At 42.4% G+C, this 19797-nt stretch carries 17 protein-coding genes, 1 rRNA gene, 1 pseudogene and 1 riboswitch; of the genes and pseudogenes, 13 read left to right on the top strand and 6 right to left on the bottom strand.

What is annotated here, in order from left to right:
* Positions 1-146 precede the first annotated feature (146 nt).
* The 3 genes from ACQKNS_RS20785 to ACQKNS_RS20775 form a co-directional block, all read right to left on the bottom strand.
* Entirely contained in the window at positions 147-4619 is a 4473-nt protein-coding gene (locus ACQKNS_RS20785; RefSeq protein ID WP_427645167.1) for a glutamate synthase-related protein, read from the bottom strand.
* 336 nt (positions 4620-4955) lie between these two features.
* Positions 4956-6248, bottom strand: a complete 1293-nt coding sequence (locus ACQKNS_RS20780) for a glutamate-1-semialdehyde 2,1-aminomutase (protein ID WP_427645166.1) — start codon at positions 6246-6248, stop codon at positions 4956-4958.
* A 144-nt stretch (positions 6249-6392) separates the two neighbouring features.
* On the bottom strand, positions 6393-6713 hold the full coding sequence (locus ACQKNS_RS20775; RefSeq protein ID WP_427645165.1) for a hypothetical protein: 321 nt from the start codon (positions 6711-6713) through the stop codon (positions 6393-6395).
* Between the two features lie 150 nt (positions 6714-6863).
* On the opposite strand from ACQKNS_RS20775, the gene ACQKNS_RS20770 reads away from it, so the two are divergent.
* The 6 genes from ACQKNS_RS20770 (at position 6864) to ACQKNS_RS20745 (ending at position 10886) form a co-directional block, all read left to right on the top strand.
* Entirely contained in the window at positions 6864-7871 is a 1008-nt protein-coding gene (locus ACQKNS_RS20770) for an ABC transporter ATP-binding protein (protein ID WP_427645164.1), read from the top strand.
* A gap of 47 nt (positions 7872-7918) precedes the next feature.
* Positions 7919-8710 carry an ABC transporter permease gene (locus ACQKNS_RS20765; RefSeq protein WP_427645163.1) on the top strand — a complete coding sequence of 264 codons (792 nt, stop codon included), beginning with the start codon at positions 7919-7921 and terminating at the stop codon, positions 8708-8710.
* 4 nt (positions 8711-8714) lie between these two features.
* Positions 8715-9500: an ABC transporter permease gene (locus tag ACQKNS_RS20760; protein WP_427645162.1), complete on the top strand. Its 786-nt coding sequence runs from the start codon at positions 8715-8717 to the stop codon at positions 9498-9500.
* A gap of 220 nt (positions 9501-9720) precedes the next feature.
* Positions 9721-10206, top strand: a complete 486-nt coding sequence (locus ACQKNS_RS20755; RefSeq protein WP_427645161.1) for a DUF2975 domain-containing protein — start codon at positions 9721-9723, stop codon at positions 10204-10206.
* Between the two features lie 35 nt (positions 10207-10241).
* Entirely contained in the window at positions 10242-10721 is a 480-nt protein-coding gene (locus ACQKNS_RS20750; protein WP_427645160.1) for a DUF2975 domain-containing protein, read from the top strand.
* Between the two features lie 36 nt (positions 10722-10757).
* Positions 10758-10886, top strand: a complete 129-nt coding sequence (locus tag ACQKNS_RS20745; protein WP_427645455.1) for a helix-turn-helix domain-containing protein — start codon at positions 10758-10760, stop codon at positions 10884-10886.
* A gap of 172 nt (positions 10887-11058) precedes the next feature.
* Here ACQKNS_RS20745 and ACQKNS_RS20740 read toward each other — a convergent pair.
* A pseudogene (locus ACQKNS_RS20740) lies at positions 11059-11190 on the bottom strand (acyl-CoA thioesterase); the annotation flags it as partial.
* Positions 11187-13493 (bottom strand): 5-methyltetrahydropteroyltriglutamate--homocysteine S-methyltransferase, encoded by a 2307-nt coding sequence (metE, locus tag ACQKNS_RS20735; RefSeq protein WP_427645159.1) that lies wholly within the window; start codon positions 13491-13493, stop codon positions 11187-11189. The pseudogene ACQKNS_RS20740 and the gene metE, both read right to left, overlap by 4 nt.
* Positions 13494-13641: 148 nt before the next feature.
* A riboswitch (cobalamin riboswitch) is annotated at positions 13642-13833 on the bottom strand.
* 245 nt (positions 13834-14078) lie between these two features.
* On the opposite strand from metE, the gene ACQKNS_RS20730 reads away from it, so the two are divergent.
* The 5 genes from ACQKNS_RS20730 to perR all read left to right on the top strand — a co-directional run bounded on the left by ACQKNS_RS20730 (position 14079) and on the right by perR (position 17844).
* Positions 14079-14498 (top strand): potassium channel family protein, encoded by a 420-nt coding sequence (locus tag ACQKNS_RS20730; protein ID WP_034305333.1) that lies wholly within the window; start codon positions 14079-14081, stop codon positions 14496-14498.
* A gap of 62 nt (positions 14499-14560) precedes the next feature.
* Complete coding sequence (bcp, locus tag ACQKNS_RS20725) at positions 14561-15031, top strand: thioredoxin-dependent thiol peroxidase (protein ID WP_427645158.1); 471 nt, start codon at positions 14561-14563, stop codon at positions 15029-15031.
* A 10-nt stretch (positions 15032-15041) separates the two neighbouring features.
* Positions 15042-16151 carry an aminopeptidase gene (locus ACQKNS_RS20720; RefSeq protein ID WP_427645157.1) on the top strand — a complete coding sequence of 370 codons (1110 nt, stop codon included), beginning with the start codon at positions 15042-15044 and terminating at the stop codon, positions 16149-16151.
* Between the two features lie 148 nt (positions 16152-16299).
* On the top strand, positions 16300-17244 hold the full coding sequence (locus tag ACQKNS_RS20715; protein ID WP_427645156.1) for a D-2-hydroxyacid dehydrogenase: 945 nt from the start codon (positions 16300-16302) through the stop codon (positions 17242-17244).
* Positions 17245-17400: 156 nt separating this feature from the next.
* Positions 17401-17844, top strand: coding sequence for a peroxide-responsive transcriptional repressor PerR (gene perR / locus ACQKNS_RS20710; RefSeq protein WP_427645155.1), 444 nt, complete (start codon positions 17401-17403; stop codon positions 17842-17844).
* A 100-nt stretch (positions 17845-17944) separates the two neighbouring features.
* Here perR and ACQKNS_RS20705 read toward each other — a convergent pair whose 3' ends face one another.
* Positions 17945-18298, bottom strand: a complete 354-nt coding sequence (locus tag ACQKNS_RS20705; protein ID WP_076371179.1) for a YgzB family protein — start codon at positions 18296-18298, stop codon at positions 17945-17947.
* A gap of 174 nt (positions 18299-18472) precedes the next feature.
* On the opposite strand from ACQKNS_RS20705, the gene ACQKNS_RS20700 reads away from it, so the two are divergent.
* On the top strand, positions 18473-19348 hold the full coding sequence (locus tag ACQKNS_RS20700; protein WP_427645454.1) for a nucleotidyltransferase-like protein: 876 nt from the start codon (positions 18473-18475) through the stop codon (positions 19346-19348).
* A 279-nt stretch (positions 19349-19627) separates the two neighbouring features.
* A 16S ribosomal RNA gene (locus ACQKNS_RS20695) occupies positions 19628-19797 on the top strand; the annotation flags it as partial.

The raw sequence follows: 19797 nt of genomic DNA, 5'->3' as shown, positions 1-19797 counted from the left end.
AAAATCAAGTTTAATATATAAAGAAACGATAGGCAATTTCTTGCTGTGTTTTTCCATCGTTTGAAGGCTATTCCAAAGGTATTTGACTGGAAAAGGCTGATGCTCGAATTGAAGAGCATCAGCCTTTTTTTAATATATTTTCCGCATCACTCCGTGGATACGGCAGGATCCGCCTGTTCCTTAACTGGAACGACCTGTAGGAAGTGCTCTCCAGGATTTTGTAGAAGTGTCTCTAAAGAGGCCGCTTCTTCGGGTTGGCCATGATCCTTCAAGAGGGCCGTGTATTTGCCGAGAAGTTCGGCCACATCCTGCAGCCCTTTTGCGGAAAGGGGCTCAATGGAAATCTTTGCCCCTTTCGCAACCCGTTTCTTAATGACCTCTTTGGTTAATCCAGATTCAGGCTGTTGCCGTAAATAAACGACACCGCCTGTCATCCCTGCGCAAATCCATGGACCGGGATCACCCAGAACTAAACCTCTTCCATTTGTCATGTATTCAAAAGCGAATCCCTTAATATTGGAAGTTACCGCAATATTCCCGTTTTCCTTTTCAGGAAGCGGTTGTTTCAATAATCCCCCAATGATCATATCCGCTCCGGAAAGCCGGATTCCAGCCCTGGCATCCGCATCGCCTTGGGCAATGAGGAGACCATGCTGTGCACCGTAACCAAAGCCCTTACCGACGGAGCCATTGTAGAACTTCCCATCTTTTCCTGGGGATTTAAAGATGGCAATATTACCGCCAATTGCTGTTTTGCCAATGCCATCCTGGGCACCGCCATTCACGCTGATTGATATTCCCTCCGTATTGTATGCCCCAAGTCCATTGCCCGGGATGGAACCATCCTGGTAGGATAGGTGAACGGGTGGAAGTTTTTTGTATGATCCATCCAATCTGCCCCTAACGCGGTGACAGGACACCCTGCTGCCGAGTACACGCTGCTCGGAAGTGATCGAGCTATAGCTACGGGATTGCTGCAGATCATCTACATGCGAATCAAGATATTCAGCGCCAACGGCTACCTGCATGGAGCCTTCATTCAAATATGCCGCCGTTTCTTTATGGGAGAACGGTGTTATATCCAGGTTTTTCAATAAATAGGTTAAATCCAATGATTGTTGACCTTTAACTTGCTGTAGCAAATCGGAACGTCCGACGATGTCCTGAAGATTCTTCACGCCAAGTGATCCGGTCAAAGATTTGAGTTCTTTTGCAAATGCACTGAACATATTCGTTAATCCTTGAACGGCTAAATCGAATTTTCGTGGAACAAAACGGCGCAGCCCATGCTCTTTCGCCTGCGCTTCCGATTCAATTTGGGTGGCGATTCCCACATGGCAAGTATCGAGGTGACATCCGCGGCACGTTGTGCAGCCGACGGCAATCATCGAAAGGGTCCCAAAACCTACACGGTTTGCACCAAGCAGCATGACCTTCAATACATCCATCGAGCTTTTCAAACCACCGTCAGCCCAAATTTCAACATTCTGTCGGATACCTGACTCAAGCAGGGCATTATGGGCCGCTTTCACACCAATCTCAACTGGAAGACCGACATGTGCGAGTGCATGGATCCTGGCAGCACCCGTTCCGCCGTCAAAACCAGACAGCGTTATGATATCGGCTCCCGCTTTTGCGACGCCGACTGCAATCGTACCAATGTTCGGAACGACTGGTACTTTGACGGCAACTTTTGCTTTGTCATTTGCCGTTTTCAGCTCATGGATCATTTGCGCCAAATCTTCAATTGAGTATATATCATGGTTATTGGAAGGGGAGATCAAATCGGAACCGATTGTTGCATTTCGTGCTTCTGCGATTTTCGCTGTGACCTTGGAACCGGGAAGGTGACCGCCTTCGCCAGGTTTTGCCCCTTGCCCAATTTTAATTTCCAATAGATTTGAAGAGTTCAAGAGTTCTGCATTGACACCGAAACGGCCGGAAGCGATTTGCTGTCCGCGGGATTTCGGGTACTTGCCCAGCATATCCTTTATTTCCCCGCCTTCACCATTCATGCTGATCATGCCTAACCTCTCGGCAGCTTCCGCATAGGCCCGGAAAGCAATCTCATTTTGTGATCCAAAGGACATGGATGCTATGACGAACGGCAATTCCTGCTCGCCGACCGAAAGACTGACTTCTTCAGAAGGGATGGAAGAATCTGAAGTTTTTAATGATGTCAAATGACGGATCGTCGTAGGATTGGATTCTTCCTGTTCGGTGATCTTTTCACGATAAGCATCATAGTCCCCGGTCGAAGCAACTTCCCCGATGGACTTCCAAATCCTAGGGAACAGGTGGAAGGTCTTACCCATCCGTTCTTTTTCATTTCCAAAATCTTCCGCCCGCTGGATGGCATCTGCCTTGATTTTATCAAAATTATAGTCAAGATCATTCGATCCGAAGAAGTTAGCCACATTTAAATATTCGGCGATTTCCTCATGTAAACCGATGCTTGAGAAAAGTCTTCCATAACCGCGCAGTTCATGAATGCCGATGGTGGAGATGACTTTCTCAAGTCCTTTCGTCAAGGAGATATATAGATTGGTAACCCCCTTGATGTCATCTGAAGATAGGGAAAGGAACATATAATAGGGGCTGATCAAGTTGGCCCCTAGACCATAAGAAACGATGATATCATGCAGTGACCTTAGTGATGCTGAACGTAAAAGGATGGAACAATCACGGCGCTTGCCTGTGCGTACCAACGCTTGGTCGACGGCTGAAGTGACAAGGTGGGGATCAAGCCAAAGGTTGCCGTTTTGATGGGCAAGGGCATCATCCAGAACGAGCAGCGTTTTTCCTTCATCCACAGCATTGACACTTTCATCCGTTATCCTGGTCAAGGCATCCGTGATGTTTTCATCCTCTTTGAACGTGGTTGAAATGAAGTGCACAAGTTTTTGGTCTTGGTTATATTTAATGAACTGATCATAGCTTGGCTGCGATACGATAGATGAGCACTCATAACCAGTGGATCCTTCAATCAATAAGGGAGTCAGCAGCTCCGTGACTTTTCCTGCCTTATTCGCTTCGAATAGGGAAGGGCGTTTCCCGATGATGGTTCTTGTTGAGAAGTGCTCGGTTTCCCGGTCACGGTCGATCGCTGGGTTAGTTACAACGGCAACACTCTCCTTGATGAAATCAGCGATGTTGGTCCTTTGGGGGTTAAGTGCTGCCAGTGGCGCATCGTGACCAAGTGAACGAATGGGCTCAGCGCCTTTTTCGGCCATCTGTTCCACTAACTGTACATGCTCCCTTTCCCACCCAAAGGCTTTATATTGGCCATTATGAATGGCTTGCGTGTTTGTCATGGAGATAACCTTTTCAAAAACTTGGGGCTGTAAGCGGACTCGGTCATTGGAAAGGACGAAACGATCATTGAAGAGTTCAAATACTTTATCCTGGTAATCCTTGTATGTGTACAATTCAACACGGTCGCCATTCCATTTCAAACCGATTTTTTCCCCTGGACCCATCGGTTTCGGATCTCCGGTATATTCACTGGAAGGGATGATTCCTGGCTCGGAAGTGAACATATAGGATGATTCCGTTTCAATATTCCACAGTGGGCGCAAGCCTAAAGAGTCGACAGAGAACACGGCTTCATCGCCGAAACGGGAGATGATGCCTGCCGGACCTTGTGCAAAATGACCCCATGCTTCCCTTAAATACGTATATAAGTCTTGTAAGTGCTCGGGATATTCCTTGATTTCATTGATGATTGGCGGAAACATAAGATCGACGGCTTCAAATAAAGAGTAGCCATGACGGCAGATGAAAGTCTCGATCGTCTTGTTTAAATCCTGTGAGTCGCTTCCATCTTTAGCGATGGGAACTCCGATCATTTTCGCTTCATCACGCAATTTTGCGATGGTATTGATTTCGCCATTATGACCAAGTACACTGAAAGGCTGGACCCGGAAGAAGCTTGAGAGAGTATTAGTTGAAAAACGATTATGTCCCAGTGTCATGGTGGAGGCAGCCAAAGGGTCTGCAAGATCAAGATAATAGGCAGGGAGCGTATCCCCCGCACCCATCACTTTGTATACCGCATGATGCTGGCTTAAAGATGCAACATGGATGAAATCACTTTTTTCGATGGCGGAAGTCAGCTCAAAAAGAACATTTGAAAGCTCCTGGCTGTTATTGATGGTGGAGGAACAGGCAAATTGCCAGAACACTGGGTCTTCTTGAATGGCAATCGGTCCCAATGCCTCGGAACGGTAGGCTTTATCCGTTTCGAATATCAATGAGAGACCATGTTGGAGCAGTTTCTCCTTGACTTCGATTTTTAAGTCGTTAGCTTCTGTTTTTTTGCTTAAAAATAAATGGCCGACTATGAAGGAATCTTGATCGACGATGCTTGAATCGACATTTACCGCTTCAAGCTTCTTTTTCCAAAGAGCCCGGGGTATATCGATATGGATGCCGGCGCCATCGCCTTCACCATTGATGAAGCCGCAGCGATGGTTCATTTTAACCAGGGCGTCGATACAGGCAAAGATGTTTTCGTTGGTTGGGATTTTCCTTTTTTCGATGCAGGAAACGATACCACAGGCATCATGTTCTTCCTTGTGAAATTCCTTGAATGTAGCAGGTGTCCATTGTTGGGCCATAAATATGGCATGAATAAGGTTACCCTTATTCTCTGCCTTTCACCTCCTGTAGCATGTGTTTAGTGGGGGAAATATTAGTAAACCCGAACAATAGTCCAAGTTTTGATAGATTGAAAGAAAGTGTATAAATGTATATAAATGTATCCATATCATATCATTTAAATATTCAGAAATCAATTTTTTATACAATGGGATGGATGTTGTAACTGATGGGATTTATATGGGAAGTGGCCTCAAAGGCCAATATTAAAGATTTATTACAGGGAAATAAGAAACCCCCAAGATAGATGTACATCCTGAGGGTGTATAAAAAATGAATAATTATGCTGATTCGATTTATTGCATTAGGTTTTTGAATGCATGTTCAACCGCTTTTAGAGTATAAGCGATATCGTCATCCGTGTGAGCGATTGTCAAGAACCAGGCTTCGTATTTTGACGGTGCCAAATTGATTCCCTGGTTGAGCATGAGTTTGAAGAACTTGGCGAACATTTCGCCATCCGTATTTTCCGCCTGCTCATAGTTTTCGATTTTTTCTGTCGTGAAATAAATCGTCAGCGCCCCTTTAAGGCGATTGATGGTGATCGGTACATGGTATTGGCGAGCTGCTTTCAGGATACCTTCTTCAAGGATTTTCCCCAGCCGGTCTAGTTCGTCATACAGCCCTTCTTCTTTAAGTACTTCTAAGCAAGCGATCCCGGAAAGCATGGAAGCCGGATTTCCTGCCATCGTACCCGCTTGATAGGCAGGTCCCAGCGGGGCGACAGAATCCATGATCTCTTTTTTACCGCCATAGGCACCAATAGGAAGCCCGCCCCCGATGATTTTTCCAAGCGCGGTCAAATCGGGTTGAATTCCCAAGTAGTCCTGTGCCCCTCCATACATGAAGCGGAATGCTGTGATGACCTCGTCGAAAATGACGAGTGATCCGGCTTCGTGAGATATTGAAATGACTTCTTCCAAGAAGCCAGGTCTTGGTTCCACGATTCCAAAGTTGCCGACGATAGGTTCAACCAGGACGCCAGCAATTTCATTGCCCCATTTATCCAGTGCTTCTTTAAATGACTCGATATCATTGAAAGGTACCGTGATGACTTCTTGTGCGATGCTTTTTGGAACGCCGGCAGAGTCCGGTGTACCTAAAGTGGACGGGCCGGAACCAGCAGCGACGAGAACAAGGTCGGAGTGTCCATGGTAACAGCCTGCAAACTTGATGATCTTATCCCGTCCTGTGTAAGCGCGGGCAACGCGGATGGTGGACATGACGGACTCGGTTCCTGAATTGGTGAAGCGGACTTTATCCATGGATGGTATGGCTTCTTTCAACATTTTGGCAAATTTCACTTCATGTTTTGTCGGTGTGCCGTATAAAACGCCCGTTTCTGCAGCTTTAACGATGGCCTCCGTAATATGTGGATGCGCATGCCCTGTGATGATCGGGCCATATGCCGCTAAATAATCGATATATTTATTCCCATCAACATCCCAGAAATAAGCACCTTTGGCATGATCCATCGCAACCGGTGAACCGCCGCCTACAGCTTTGTAAGAACGGGAGGGACTGTTAACCCCGCCAACGATATGTTCCAATGCCTCTTTATGTAAAAGTTCCGAATTACTAAAATCCAATCTTAAAACCTCCTAAAAAATATAAACATATTTCATCTTAATCATAGCACTTTTCCGTCCGTAAATCTGGGGTCGAAGTCTAGGAAATTTGATTAGTTCCCTCATGGAAGCACTGCAACCCTGGAACATCGAGATTCAGGGCCTTCATTTTGATTGCGAACTGGGGACGGATCCCAAAAATCCGGTTATGAAAGTAAGGATGGCCAAGATGGTTTCAGGGTTTTCGATGTCGAATGATTGACGGTTCATTTCGCCCTGGGCATGGTAATAAATGAGATGGCCAGTCCCTTTCTCTTCATTAATGCAAAGATGGAAACTGATGGGGGTGCTTTCTATCGACCCGCTGGAATCCCTTTGGATGACCTGGCATAATAATTCACCGTACTCATCTTCATAAAGGAAGTCATATCGAAGGTCGAAAACGACCTTTTCAATTTGGGATAGTAATAATTTTTTGATATTCATAGCATACTCGTTTCCTTTATATATGTATCTGATACAACGATCTTTTCGCCCTGAAAATGGTATTTGGCATCCAAGCATTTTTATTGTCTAAAAAGGTTAGGTTGGATAAACTAATTCATTAGGACAAGAGATTACGGAGGATGTAACAGGATGAGTGATGCAATTCAAGTGAAACAGCTTCGGAAGGAATTTAAGTCGGCATCAAGCCGTACAGGGCTAAAGGGTGCCTTCCGGGATTTACTTACCAGAAATTATAAAATCGTCCCTGCCGTCAATGATATCAATTTTACTGTAAAAAAGGGTGAGATGGTAGCTTATATCGGGGAAAATGGTGCAGGGAAATCGACCACGATCAAAATGCTGACAGGTATTTTGGAACCGACAGCAGGTGAAATCACGGTCAATGGAATGAATCCGCATAAAGAAAGGGAAAAGTTCACTCAGACAATCGGAGTCGTATTCGGCCAGCGCTCTCAGCTGTGGTGGGATATTGCAGTTCAAGAATCTTTTCGGCTGCTAAAAAAGGTCTATAAGGTAACGGATGAACAATATAACGATCATATGGAACATGTCATCAAGACGCTCGATATCGGACCATTGCTGGACAAGCCAGTGCGTAAACTCTCACTTGGTCAGCGAATGCGCTGCGAGCTTGCGGCAGCCTTGATCCACAATCCGCCTTTGCTGTTCCTCGATGAGCCGACGATTGGACTAGATGTACTCGTGAAAATGAAGATTCGTGAGTTCCTGAAAGAAATCAATGAGAAATATAATACGACGATTCTTTTGACTACCCATGATTTAGGTGACATTGAAGCATTATGTGAACGTGTAATCATGCTTGATGAAGGACAGATCATTTATGATGGGGAATTACAGAGTTTGAAAGATAACTGGGCTGAGGAAAAACAAATCCATTTTCAATTCATCGAGCCGATCGCATTGAAGGAATTGCAATCATTGGCGCTTCCATTTACTGCTAACTGGGTTTATGATGAGAAAAATCAAACATACATTGCCTTGTTGAGAGAAGAAAATGATCATATTTCACAGCTTGTTTCGGCTGTTGTATCTCATTTTAAAATAAAGGACATCAAAATCCATGAAACGTCCATTGAAGAGATTGTTCGCAACATTTACGAAGAAGGCACTGTCTGACTCTCTTATCATTAAGAAACAACGTGTCTACAAGAAGGGGGAGGGCAATGGGAAAGTATCTCGCAATGATCCGCATGCGTTTTTTGATGATGCTTGCGTATCGAACGGATTATTATACCGGCATTTTAATTTATAGCATCAATATCGGTGCCTATTATTTCTTATGGAATGCGATATATGGGGAAAAAAGCTCCATCCAAGGACTTTCAGGAATGCAGATGACAACCTATGTAGCGGTTGCATGGATGGCGCGCGCTTTTTATTTCAATAATATTGACCGCGAAATCGCCACTGAAATTAAAGACGGCAAGGTCGCCATTGAAATGATCCGGCCTTATAACTATTTAGGCATGAAAACGATGCAAGGACTTGGGGAAGGGATATTTCGTTTCTTCTTCTTCTCGATTCCAGGAATGCTGCTGGTTGCTTTCATTTTTCCTATCGAATTGCCGCACGAGCCGGCTACGTGGGGGATGTTCGGCATTTCCTTGCTGTTCAGCTTCATCATCAATACACAAATTAATTTATTGACCGGAATCACTACCTTTTTCTTATATAATAATGCCGGATTGATCCGGGCTAAAAGGGTCATCATTGATTTATTTTCCGGTCTGCTGCTGCCCATCAGTTTCTATCCGTTATGGGCACAGGAAGTGATGAAATATTTACCCTTTCAAGGGATCAGCTATGTACCAAGCATGATTTTTACGAACGGGTACAGTTCAGGCGAAATTGGCATGGCGCTTTTACAGCAGTTAATTTGGTGCATCATTCTCATAATACCGATTCAGCTTTTATGGATAGTCGCAAAAAAACAGCTGATTATTCAAGGAGGTTGACGGGATGTTTTATGTATCGATGTTTTTTCAATATGTGAGTCAATATATGAAGACCAGATTGCAATATAGAGCCGATTTTTTCATGGAAATCCTTTCTGACCTGCTGAATCAGGTCGTGAATCTGGTATTTATCTTAGTCGTGTTTGGGCATACTCAATTTTTAAGCGGCTGGAGCCGTGAAGAAATCATATTCATTTATGGATTCTTCCTCATCCCATTTGCTCTTTTCTCTGCCTTTTTCAACATCTGGGATTTTAATGACCGCTATATTGTCAAAGGGGAAATGGATCGGATATTAACAAGACCGATACACAGCCTGTTTCAAGTCATTTTAGAAAGAATCGAGCTGGAAGCGTTATTTGGTGTTGTGACCGGTTTGATCATTATATTTTATTCGGCGATTTCATTGGATCTTCATCTTGCGTGGTATGACCCGATTCTTTTCATCATTTTTGCAATAGGCGGGGCCCTTGCTTATGCAGCCATATTCGTCGCGATTGCAAGTATTGGGTTCTGGTCGGATGCGAAAACTTCCATCATGCCAATGATGTACAATATCGGGAACTACGGGCGCTATCCAGTTGATATTTATAATAAGATCATTCGTTTTGTCCTTACATGGGTGCTGCCATTCGCGTTTGTTGGTGTTTATCCGGCATCCTATTTCCTAAGAAAAGAAGAGTGGTATGCATATGCATTTGCCACACCTGTAATCGGGATTGCCTTTTTCGTGATATCCGTTTTCATATGGAATCAGGGAGTGAAGAGGTATCGCGGGGCAGGGAACTAAAAAAACCCCTTCAACAGCATTCATGTTGAAGGGGTTTTTATTTAGTTAAGTGGAAAGTAAGAGCATTTCTTTGTAATGAGAAATGCTTTTCATTGTTGTTGAAATTAAAAGGATATTTCAATAACAATAATAATATAATAATAAACAATACTAATTTATTGTTAATCGATAAATAATTATGCTAAAATCAGGTTGTCTCTAAATAAGTGAGGTGTTTTAAATGAATGGTAAACGAGGCTCAACCACTTTCTTAAAGGTAATTATTTTCCTAGCTGGAATTGCAGTGCTTGCTTTATGTATCTATTGGTTGCCTAAGATAGCCATTAAAGATGCAAAGGTACATCCAGATACGGCTTATTTCCTAATCCCCTTTTTAGTATGTGCATATGGATTCTGTATTACGTTTTCTGTTGCGTTGTATCAAGCATTTAAACTACTAACCTATATCGAAAAAAACAATGCTCTCTCTGAATTATCCCTTAAATCTTTGAAGCTTATAAAAAAATGTGCTTTTACAGTCATTTTCCTCATTCTGTTAGGAATAGTAAGCTTAAAGGTGCTTTCTAAAATCACAGGAGACGACCCAGCAGGTCCTATATCACTAAGTTTAATGGGTGTTTTAGCAACAAGTATCATCGCAGCCATTGTGGATGCACTTCAAAAGCCATTAAAAAATGTCCCATATATTAAGTCGAAAAATGATTAACGGTTTGAGAAAATTTAATTAACGAGGTACTTTTTATGAAACAAGTTACGACATTCTTTTTAAAGCTAGCTGTTATTTTTATAGGAATCCCAGTTCTTGCATTGTGTATATTTTTAGTTCCCCATATGGCGAATTTCGCAGCAAAAATGTTTCCAAATATTGCCCCAATGAAATATCTCGTTTTCATCGTGATGTATGGAGCGGCTGTGCCTTTTTACTTTGCTCTCTATCAGGCTTTCAATCTTTTACGGTATATTGACGTGAACACAGCGTTCTCGAAATTATCTGTAAAGGCGTTAAAGAACATAAAGTGCTGTGCGATTACAATCAGTGGTTTGTATGTATTAGGTTTGCCACTCTTTCATTTAATAGCGAAGAAAGTTGACCCTCCTATTGGATTAATGGGACTCATCATCATTTTTGCCTCGTTGGTTATCGCTGTTTTTGCTGCTATCCTCCAACGGCTTCTACAAGAAGCGATTAACATAAAATCAGAAAATGATTTGACGGTCTGAGGTGGGGGATATGGCAATGATATTAATATTGATGTGATGTTAGCAAAACGAAAATTGAGAATGCAAAAAGCGGTTCGTTTTTCAACATTAGAAGCGATATGTAAGACTTTGGGTTGTCAGCCAGGTGAGATTTTGGAGTACAAAAGCGACGAAGACACTCAATAAAAACAGATAACAAATTTATTAACTAACGGGAGTGGATAGAGAATTTAAGGGATAGCCATTAATCTATCCCTTCTTTGCGTTTATTGATGTTTTTTACTCAGAGAATTCCATTGAGAATTGCATTGATATTAGTGACAAAAAAATATGATGTGATTTGCAATTTTTGCACCTCAGCTATTTTATCAACATAGGCCATTACTTTTCCGCCAAAGATGGTATTGTGATGATTTGTATCCGGTGGAAAAACAAGGTCGGTTAAAAAAGTCCGTGACTGCTGTGGATGGGCAACGTCCTTTTCAATCATTGGCCTGTTTGTTTGGCTAAAAGGTTTTCGCGGACGATTTTTGCTGCTTCGACCATGTTTTTCAGGGAAGCGATGGTTTCCGGGATACCCCTTGTTTTCAGGCCGCAGTCGGGATTGATCCAAAACTGGTCTTTATCCAAAACCTTGATGCCCCGTTCAATCATATCGACCATTTCTTCCACTGCCGGCACACGCGGGCTGTGAATATCATAGACGCCCAGGCCAATACCTTTTCCATATGTCTTTTCCTCGAATGCGGAAGCAAGCTCTCCGTGACTACGAGATGTTTCGATGGAAATTACATCGGCATCCAGGGAGGAGATGACATCCATGAAACTGTTGAAGTCGCAATAGCACATATGCGTATGAATTTGGGTTGTTTCCTCCACGCTAGATGTGGATATCAAGAATGAATTCACAGCCCAGTTCAAATACTCGTCGCGATCGCTTTTTTTCAATGGCAGACCTTCTCTAAGTGCAGGCTCATCAACCTGAATCATTTTAATTCCAGCAGATTCCAATGCAATGACTTCTTTTTCCAAAGCGAGCGCCAGTTGATAACAAACATTCTCCCTGGAAATATCATCACGGACAAATGACCAATTCAAAATCGTAACAGGACCTGTAAGCATTCCCTTCACCGTCTTCTTTGTCAGTGATTGTGCGTATACACTTTCCCTGACTGTCATCGGTTCGATGAAATGGATGTCGCCGTAGATGACTGGTGGTTTCACGCAGCGGGAGCCATAGGATTGGACCCAACCCTTTTCCAGAAAGACGAAACCGCCTAACTTATGGCCGAAGTATTCAACCATATCCGTCCGTTCGAATTCCCCGTGAACGAGAACATCCAAACCGATTTCTTCCTGGATCTCGATCCACTTGCCGATTTCTTCGTTAACGAAATTTTCATATTGCTGAGCGGTCCAATCTCCTCTTTTGAATTTTCCGCGTGCTTGTTTAACTTCGAGTGTCTGCGGAAAGCTACCGATCGTAGTCGAAGGAAGAAAAGGCAATTTGAAAAATTCCTGTTGTTTTTGGTAACGCTCTTTAAATGGAATGTGACGGCCGGCGGTCCTGGTTTTAACCTTTTCGACTTTCGATTGTACAGCCCCATGATTCCGTGCATTTGAACTTGCTAACATTTGCACCGTAAATTTATTGGCATCGACTTTTTCAGCGATTGCTTCAAAGCCTTGATTATTCCCTTTGACCAAGAGTGTGATTTCCTCAAGTTTCTCATCTGCGAAAGCAAGGGCCTGTTTCACTTTCTTTGAAAGTGCGGATTCATTGCGAACGGTCACTGGGACATGAAGCAGGGAACAAGATGGCTGAAGCCAGATTCGGTCTTCGGCTACCATTGTCTTTAAAGTCTCGATCAATTTAATTTTCTTCGATAAATCAGATAGCCAAATGTTTTTACCGTCAATCACACCTGCTGCAAGCACTTTGTCCTTCGGGAAGCCGAATGCTTCAAGATTACTTAAATTTCTCCCTTTATCATGTACAAAATCAAGACCGATTCCTTGGACTTGTAATTCGATGACTTCTTGGTAATGTTCCACGGCATCAAAGTATGTTTGTAGCATGATGTTCAGGTTTGGTGCTGCTTCATTCAATTTTTCATAGAGGAAAGTAACAGTTTGCATATCATCTTTGGAAATGGATGAAACTAGTGAAGGTTCGTCCATTTGAACCCACTCCACGCCTTCTTGCTCCAACTCCCGCAGGACTTGCGTGTATAGGGGAAGCAAGCTCAGGATGATGCCAGGGATCTCTTGTTTATTGAAGCCTTTGGAAAGAGAGAGGAAGGTATAAGGCCCGATCAACACGGGCTTCGTTTCAATCCCTAGATTTTCCTTGGCTTCCCGATATGCTGCAAGTGGTTTATTTTCTGTTAAAGTCAGCTGTGGCACTTTTAATTCAGGGACAATATAGTGATAGTTCGTATTGAACCATTTCGTCATTTCGGAAGCGACTTCATCATTGTTCCCGCGAGCCATTGAATAATATACGGAAAGGGGAACGCTATCGCCTTCATAGGCTGAATAACGTTCAGGAACAAGACCGAACATGACGGACATATCGAGCATTTGATCATAGAAAGTGAAGTCGTTGACAGGAATGAGATCAATGCCCCGTTGTTTTTGTTTTTGTAAGTTTCCTAAACGGATGGCTTTTAGTTGTGCCGTAAATTCCGCTTCATCGATTTTACCTGACCAGTAAGCTTCCAATGTACGTTTCCATTCACGATCTTCCCCGATTCGAGGGTAACCCAAACTACTGCTTTTCAAAATTCCCATCCTCCTACATTCATTTGATTGAGCAATAAAAAAAGCATTTCTAACCGTCAAAGAAGAAAGTTAGAAATGCTTAAAATAAAGAGGCATGCAAAAAATGCCACTTACAATTATAAGGTCCCTAACACCTCCCTATCTCCCGTAGGTTAAAACAGTGTTGTCGAAATAGGCAGGTCTCCTGACTTAGGGATTAACATTTGCGGCGGGCCTTCCCGATCGTTGATCAGTGGCATATTGGATGGCGCTAACACTCCCATTACAGTGGCGGGACCGTGCCGGAATTACACCGGACTTCCCTTTTAATCCTAATTTAAAATTAGGAACCTATTCCCACATATGAAATTTTGCAAAACCTGCCTTTATAAACTGTTTGCAGGCTAAAAATTTATAAAATAAAAATTATTATAAAAATTTAGATAATATTAGCATATCCGACCAAAAGGGTCAACATGATAAAAAGATTCGGAAAAAGTATCGGTTTATTATGTGTGTGGGTGATAAGGATGAGGTCTGTTCCTAAAAAAGAATATATTGTTTGGACATGGAGTATGTATAGATGGAGTGGCGTATTGAAATGGGGCGTGGGGGATGACTTTCTACATCTTGATTGCAGGAATCATTTTTTGCATGGTGATGAGCATTCGTACGTTATTTCTTGTTGAGTCGGGAGGAAAGAAGTTTTCTCTGGAGGATATGCTATGGCTTGGCAATTTATATGCGACGATATTGGTTGGATTTGCACTGATTTATTTATTATACGAGCTTCAGAATCATTCGGTGATTCTTGATATGGGCAATCGGTTGGATGGTACTTTCTATGAACAGTTGAAGACATCTTTTTACTTCAGTGCGATGACGATGTTTTCTGTAGGGTATGGAGATATAGCCCCGATTGGCATGGGCAGGATGATAGCCACCATTCAGGCTTTCATCGGATATACACTGCCGGCAGCGTTCGTGATTCGGACAGTTATCGATCTGGAGCAGAAAGATAGGAAGGATAAATGAAAGTTGTGTTTCTTTCGATTATTGGGTACTCTTACCATAATGAAAGAAAAGGAGGGTTCAATATGACTGTTAAAATTGGAGAAAAAGCACCTGATTTCAAACTCCCTGCAAACAATGGTGAAATGGTTTCCCTATCGGATTTTAAGGGGAAAAACATTGTTTTATATTTTTATCCAAAAGACATGACGCCAGGTTGCACCACGGAAGCCTGTGATTTCCGGGACCATAATGAGCAATTCGAGGAATTGAACGCGGTCATCATTGGTATTAGCCCAGATCCAGCGGCGCGTCATGAAAAATTCATCGAAAAACATGGATTGCCTTTTCTGCTGCTGGCTGACGAAAATCATGAAGCGGCTGAATCATTTGATGTGTGGCAATTGAAAAAGAACTTCGGCAAGGAGTATATGGGGATTGAACGTTCAACTTTCCTGATAGATAAGGCTGGTAAGGTAGTCAAAGAATGGCGTAAAGTAAAAGTCAAAGGCCACGTCGAAGAAGCGCTTGAAACTCTTCGCGCCCTCGAAAAATAAGGACAGGCAGATGAAGGATGAGCGAATAAAGAAGCTTGCAGCCAGGCTGATTCATCATTCGATACAAATACAGCCAAAAGAGAGAATCCTCATACAGGGACATATCAACACGAAACCATTATTGAAAGAGCTGATCGATGAAATATACAGAGTGGGTGCTTATCCATATGTAGAACTCGAAGACGATGAGATAAGCCGCCACCTGTTACAAGGCAATGTGAAGGAACAACTTGACACATCTTCGCAATGGGCTCTGAAGAAATATACGGATATCGATGCAGTCATCATCATCACAGGGGAAGAAAACGATGTGGAAATGACTGATGTTCCCATCGAGAGGCACCGTCTTCAAGGGGAGGCCATGAATTCCCCCACACTTTTCTATGTAAACAATCGACGTTGGGTTTTACTTAATTATCCCACCAACGCATCAGCGCAAAAAGCCGGCATGACCTTAAACACGTACCAAGACTTTCTGTTGAATGTATGCACCATGGATTACGGGAAAATGGAGGCGGCCTTGAAACCGTTGAAGCAATTGATGGAACGGACTGACAAAGTCAGGATCGTTTCACCAGGGACGGATTTGACCTTTTCCATTAAAGGTATGCCGGCCATCATATGTGCCGGAAAAAAGAATTTACCGGATGGGGAAGTGTTTACGGCACCGATAAAAGATAGTATCAATGGAAGGATATCCTTCAACACACCCACAACCTATGAAGGAATCACCTTTAGTGATATAGAATTAAGCTTGGAAAAGGGAAAAATCATTAAAGCCACTTCCAATCGTGACTCTGAAATGAATCGAATTCTGAATATTGATGAGGGGTCCCGGTTTATCGGGGAGTTCGCAATTGGAATCAATCCATACATATTGGAACCTATGGACGATATATTGTTCGATGAGAAAATAAGCGGAAGTCTGCACTTGGCTATTGGGCTAGCCTATGAAGAAGCGGATAATGGAAACCGTTCATCGATACATTGGGACATGGTCTTGATTCAGCGTCCCGAATATGGGGGTGGTGAGATCTATTTTGACGACGTCCCGATCAGAAGGGATGGCGATTTCATTTTGCCGGAATTACATGCATTAAACCCAAATTCTTTAAAATAAAGCCTTTTTTAATAAGGGTAAGGCTTTTGTCCAACTCAAAAAGGGGACACTTGAATATGCTTTATTAAGGGAATACCTCCTCAGAGAAAGTTGCGCGGGACACATAGAGCCCGTGTTTTTTTATGTTAATTAAAAGGGAGAGATGAACATGTTAATACTTTCTACTGTCATTCCAAGTGAAGGCATTCAAAAGAAGATGATGGAAGCTTTTCCTGATTTGAACTTCATTTATCAAAAAGGATGGACGGAGGGGCCGCTTCGTGAAGCGGAAATCCTAATTACATATGGTGAAGACATGACTGAAGAAATCATTGGGAATGCAGCGAACTTGAAATGGATCATGGTCATGAGTGCAGGGATGGAATTAATGCCATTTAAAGCTATTGAGGAACGTGGCATTCTGGTGACCAACGCGAGAGGCATTCATAAAATCCCAATGGCCGAGTATACGATAGGGATGCTTTTGCAATATGAAAAGAAATTGAAACTGCTTATGAAGAATGAAAAGGAAGAATTGTGGGATAGAAAGATTGAAGTAGGGGAATTGAATGGCAAGACTATGCTCGTTATTGGTGTCGGTGCAATTGGAGGGGAGGTGGCTCGTCTTGGGAAAGCCTTTGGGATGATGACTGTGGGAGTGAACAGGAGCGGGAAGCGAGTGGAATCCATTGATCACCTTTATACTCTGGATAATTTATTGGAAGCGATACCGGGAGCCGATTATATCGTGTCGGTCCTGCCAAGTACAGTTGAAACGAAGGGCTTTCTGAAAAAAGAGCACTTTAAGGCAATGAAAGAATCTGCAGTATTCGTGAATATTGGCCGCGGCGACCTGATGAACGATGAAGTGTTGATCGAAGCACTGGATGCCGGGGAATTGTCTCATGCCATCTTGGATGTATTTGATCCGGAACCTTTGGGAAAAGGGCATCCGTTTTGGAGGATGGAGAATGTCACGGTCACACCCCATCTATCTAGTAAAAGCGGAGAATATTTACCAAGAACCTTTGCCATTTTCGAAAAAAACATGCGTGAATACCTGAAAGATGGAAAAGACTTCATCAACGTAATCGACTTATCTAGGGGATACTAAACTCAATGCATAAATGGTATAGGTTCAATGTGTTCATGAATAAACTAAAAAAGAATGGTTAAGCCATTGAATTATTGACAAATTCAACGAATAAAAGGTACACTATTTATAAATATTACAATTTAAGAATTCATACTTAATGAGAAAAAGAGGTGGATGACGGTGTCTGAAGTTCAGTTAAAAGAAGCATTGGATTCCTTGAAAGATACCGGTGTAAGAATAACTCCTCAACGCCATGCGATACTTGAGTATTTGATAAGCTCCATGTCCCACCCTACCGCTGATGATATATATAAAGCGCTGGAAGGCAAGTTTCCGAATATGAGTGTGGCAACGGTTTATAACAACCTGCGCGTGTTCCGTGAGGTAGGTTTGGTAAAAGAACTTACGTATGGTGATTCTTCAGCAAGGTTTGACTTTGTGACGACGAATCATTATCATGTAATTTGCCAAACTTGCGGAAAAATTGTGGATTTCGATTATCCAGCATTGGATGAAGTCGAGCATTTCGCGGCACAAGTCACCGGTTTCAATGTTAGTCACCATCGGATGGAAATCTACGGCGACTGTGCGGATTGTGCGAAAAAAGAATCGCATTAAAAAAAGTTCCTCCACTTGGTTGGAACTTTTTTTCATGTTATCAAGAAATGATACAATTGTTAATGACTTCTTGAAAGGGGATTCAGCTAGCGGAATTCCTTTAGTCATGCAGGCTTTTCCGGTTATATTTTTCGTTGAACTCTTCGCCTTCCAACTTTTTGTCAAGTGTCAATGGTTCTTCACAATGCATGCAAATATCTACACGCCCTAGTATTTTTGTAGGTTTGCTGCAGTTAGGGCAGACAACCTGGATCGATTTTGTAGAAAGCATTCCAATCCAAAAATAAACCCCAGTGCTTGCGATGATGAATAATAGGCCCAGTCCCATGAAAATCGTCATGACAACAGGATTCGTTTTGAAGAAAAGCCCAAGGTACATTACGATGAAGCCAATGAAAATCAAACTCAAAGCAAAAGTACGTATTTTATTGATTTTGCTAGAATATTTAGCCATGGATTGTCCCTCCTAAAATATAACTTTAACTATAACATAACAATGGATGGAACAAAAAAGAAATAAAGGATACATATTACTTTTGAATTGAAATAGTTTGGGGTAAGGGTAATAAGCAGGAATTTGAAGAGTTTTGTCGAAAATCTAAAAAAAAAGGTTTTGGAGGAATTTATGATGGAAGATATCCTTCGCCCGATTTATCAAGAGCGAGCAAGTTTAAAATCTACACTTGGAATCTTATTAATAGAAAAAAGAGAAGATAATAGCCCGATCACCGATACATTTGACTACATCCTTTTTGTAATTGCAGACGAAGCCGAAGAGGCCGTGTTTTTAAAACATTACACTTACCAGGATAAAAAGGCAGCCTTGCATATCGTAAAGGAAGACCAGTTAAAAGAATGGCTCCTATTAGGCACGAACCGCAAAGTGGTTGAATGGATATATAACGGGAAGGTCCTTTTTGACAGGAATGAATATTTGGATCGTTTGAAAACCGAAATCCGCGAGTTCCCCTTCTATGGAAGGAAGTTAAAGATGGGGATGGAATTCGCAAAGTTAATTCGCAGGTACATGGATGGGAAAAGTTTCTTTGAGAAAGGCCATCATCTTGAGGCATACAACCATATCGTTCATTCCCTGCATCACTTGGCCCGCTTGGAGATAATTGAGCAAGGCTTTTATCCGGAGGTTACGGTCTGGAACCAAGTAAAGCATATGGAACCTGAAATATTCAAGTTGTATAAAGAATTGATCAGCAGTGAGGAAACTCTTGAAAAAAGATTGGAGCTTCTATTCCTTGCGAGTGAGTTTCTTATTTATTCTAGGACGAATGCGGGTTCACAGCATTTGGTTGAAATAATGGGGACGAAAGAAGATCCTTGGACGATTGCGGAGCTAATGGAGCATCCGGAAGTGAAGTTTTATTCAGTCGACTTAGGTGTTTTATTGGAATATTTGATAGAGAAAAAGGTAATCGACGTCATCAAAGCGGAGACAAAAGGGCACGAGGTATATCATCGTTTTTATCGCGTATCAAAAAACTTTTAAAAAAATGCGATTTTGTTGTTGACCATTAATAATATAGGTGTTATATTAATACATGTCGCTGCGGGACATCAGCTTTCGCAGCTTCATCAAAACGAAAGTAACTAAAAAAAATAAAAAAACATGTTGACAACGAGATTGGAAACATGGTAAGATGTAAAAGTCGCTTACGAGGTAAACGACAACGAAATTGCTCTTTGAAAACTGAACAAAACAAAGCGCCAACGTTAAATTTTAAGTGAGCACACACTATCAAAAAAGCGAATGAGCAAGTCAAACATTTCTTCGGAGAGTTTGATCCTGGCTCAGGACGAACGCTGGCGGCGTGCCTAATACATGCAAGTCGAGCGAATCGATGGGAGCTTGCTCCCTGAGATTAGCGGCGGACGGGTGAGTAACACGTGGGCAACCTGCCTATAAGACTGGGATAACTTCGGGAAACCGGAGCTAAT

This window comes from Peribacillus sp. NPDC094092 (assembly GCF_050279365.1).
GTDB lineage: Bacteria > Bacillota > Bacilli > Bacillales > DSM-1321 > Peribacillus.
Note: the sequence above shows the minus strand (reverse complement) of the source record. Positions and strands in the feature narration are given on the sequence as shown.

Bases quoted from the DNA above. Each gene is read 5' to 3' on its own strand.
- ACQKNS_RS20765 (WP_427645163.1), top strand. From the start codon at position 7,919: ATGGGAAAGTATCTCGCAATGATCCGCATGCGTTTTTTGATGATGCTT.
- ACQKNS_RS20750 (WP_427645160.1), top strand. From the start codon at position 10,242: ATGAAACAAGTTACGACATTCTTTTTAAAGCTAGCTGTTATTTTTATA.
- ACQKNS_RS20775 (WP_427645165.1), bottom strand. From the start codon at position 6,713: ATGAATATCAAAAAATTATTACTATCCCAAATTGAAAAGGTCGTTTTC.
- ACQKNS_RS20770 (WP_427645164.1), top strand. From the start codon at position 6,864: ATGAGTGATGCAATTCAAGTGAAACAGCTTCGGAAGGAATTTAAGTCG.
- ACQKNS_RS20745 (WP_427645455.1), top strand. From the start codon at position 10,758: ATGTTAGCAAAACGAAAATTGAGAATGCAAAAAGCGGTTCGTTTTTCA.
- ACQKNS_RS20785 (WP_427645167.1), bottom strand. From the start codon at position 4,619: ATGGCCCAACAATGGACACCTGCTACATTCAAGGAATTTCACAAGGAA.
- ACQKNS_RS20730 (WP_034305333.1), top strand. From the start codon at position 14,079: ATGACTTTCTACATCTTGATTGCAGGAATCATTTTTTGCATGGTGATG.
- perR (WP_427645155.1), top strand. From the start codon at position 17,401: ATGACGGTGTCTGAAGTTCAGTTAAAAGAAGCATTGGATTCCTTGAAA.
- ACQKNS_RS20705 (WP_076371179.1), bottom strand. From the start codon at position 18,298: ATGGCTAAATATTCTAGCAAAATCAATAAAATACGTACTTTTGCTTTG.
- ACQKNS_RS20720 (WP_427645157.1), top strand. From the start codon at position 15,042: ATGAAGGATGAGCGAATAAAGAAGCTTGCAGCCAGGCTGATTCATCAT.
- ACQKNS_RS20715 (WP_427645156.1), top strand. From the start codon at position 16,300: ATGTTAATACTTTCTACTGTCATTCCAAGTGAAGGCATTCAAAAGAAG.
- ACQKNS_RS20760 (WP_427645162.1), top strand. From the start codon at position 8,715: ATGTTTTATGTATCGATGTTTTTTCAATATGTGAGTCAATATATGAAG.
- metE (WP_427645159.1), bottom strand. From the start codon at position 13,493: ATGGGAATTTTGAAAAGCAGTAGTTTGGGTTACCCTCGAATCGGGGAA.
- ACQKNS_RS20755 (WP_427645161.1), top strand. From the start codon at position 9,721: ATGAATGGTAAACGAGGCTCAACCACTTTCTTAAAGGTAATTATTTTC.
- bcp (WP_427645158.1), top strand. From the start codon at position 14,561: ATGACTGTTAAAATTGGAGAAAAAGCACCTGATTTCAAACTCCCTGCA.
- ACQKNS_RS20700 (WP_427645454.1), top strand. From the start codon at position 18,473: ATGGAAGATATCCTTCGCCCGATTTATCAAGAGCGAGCAAGTTTAAAA.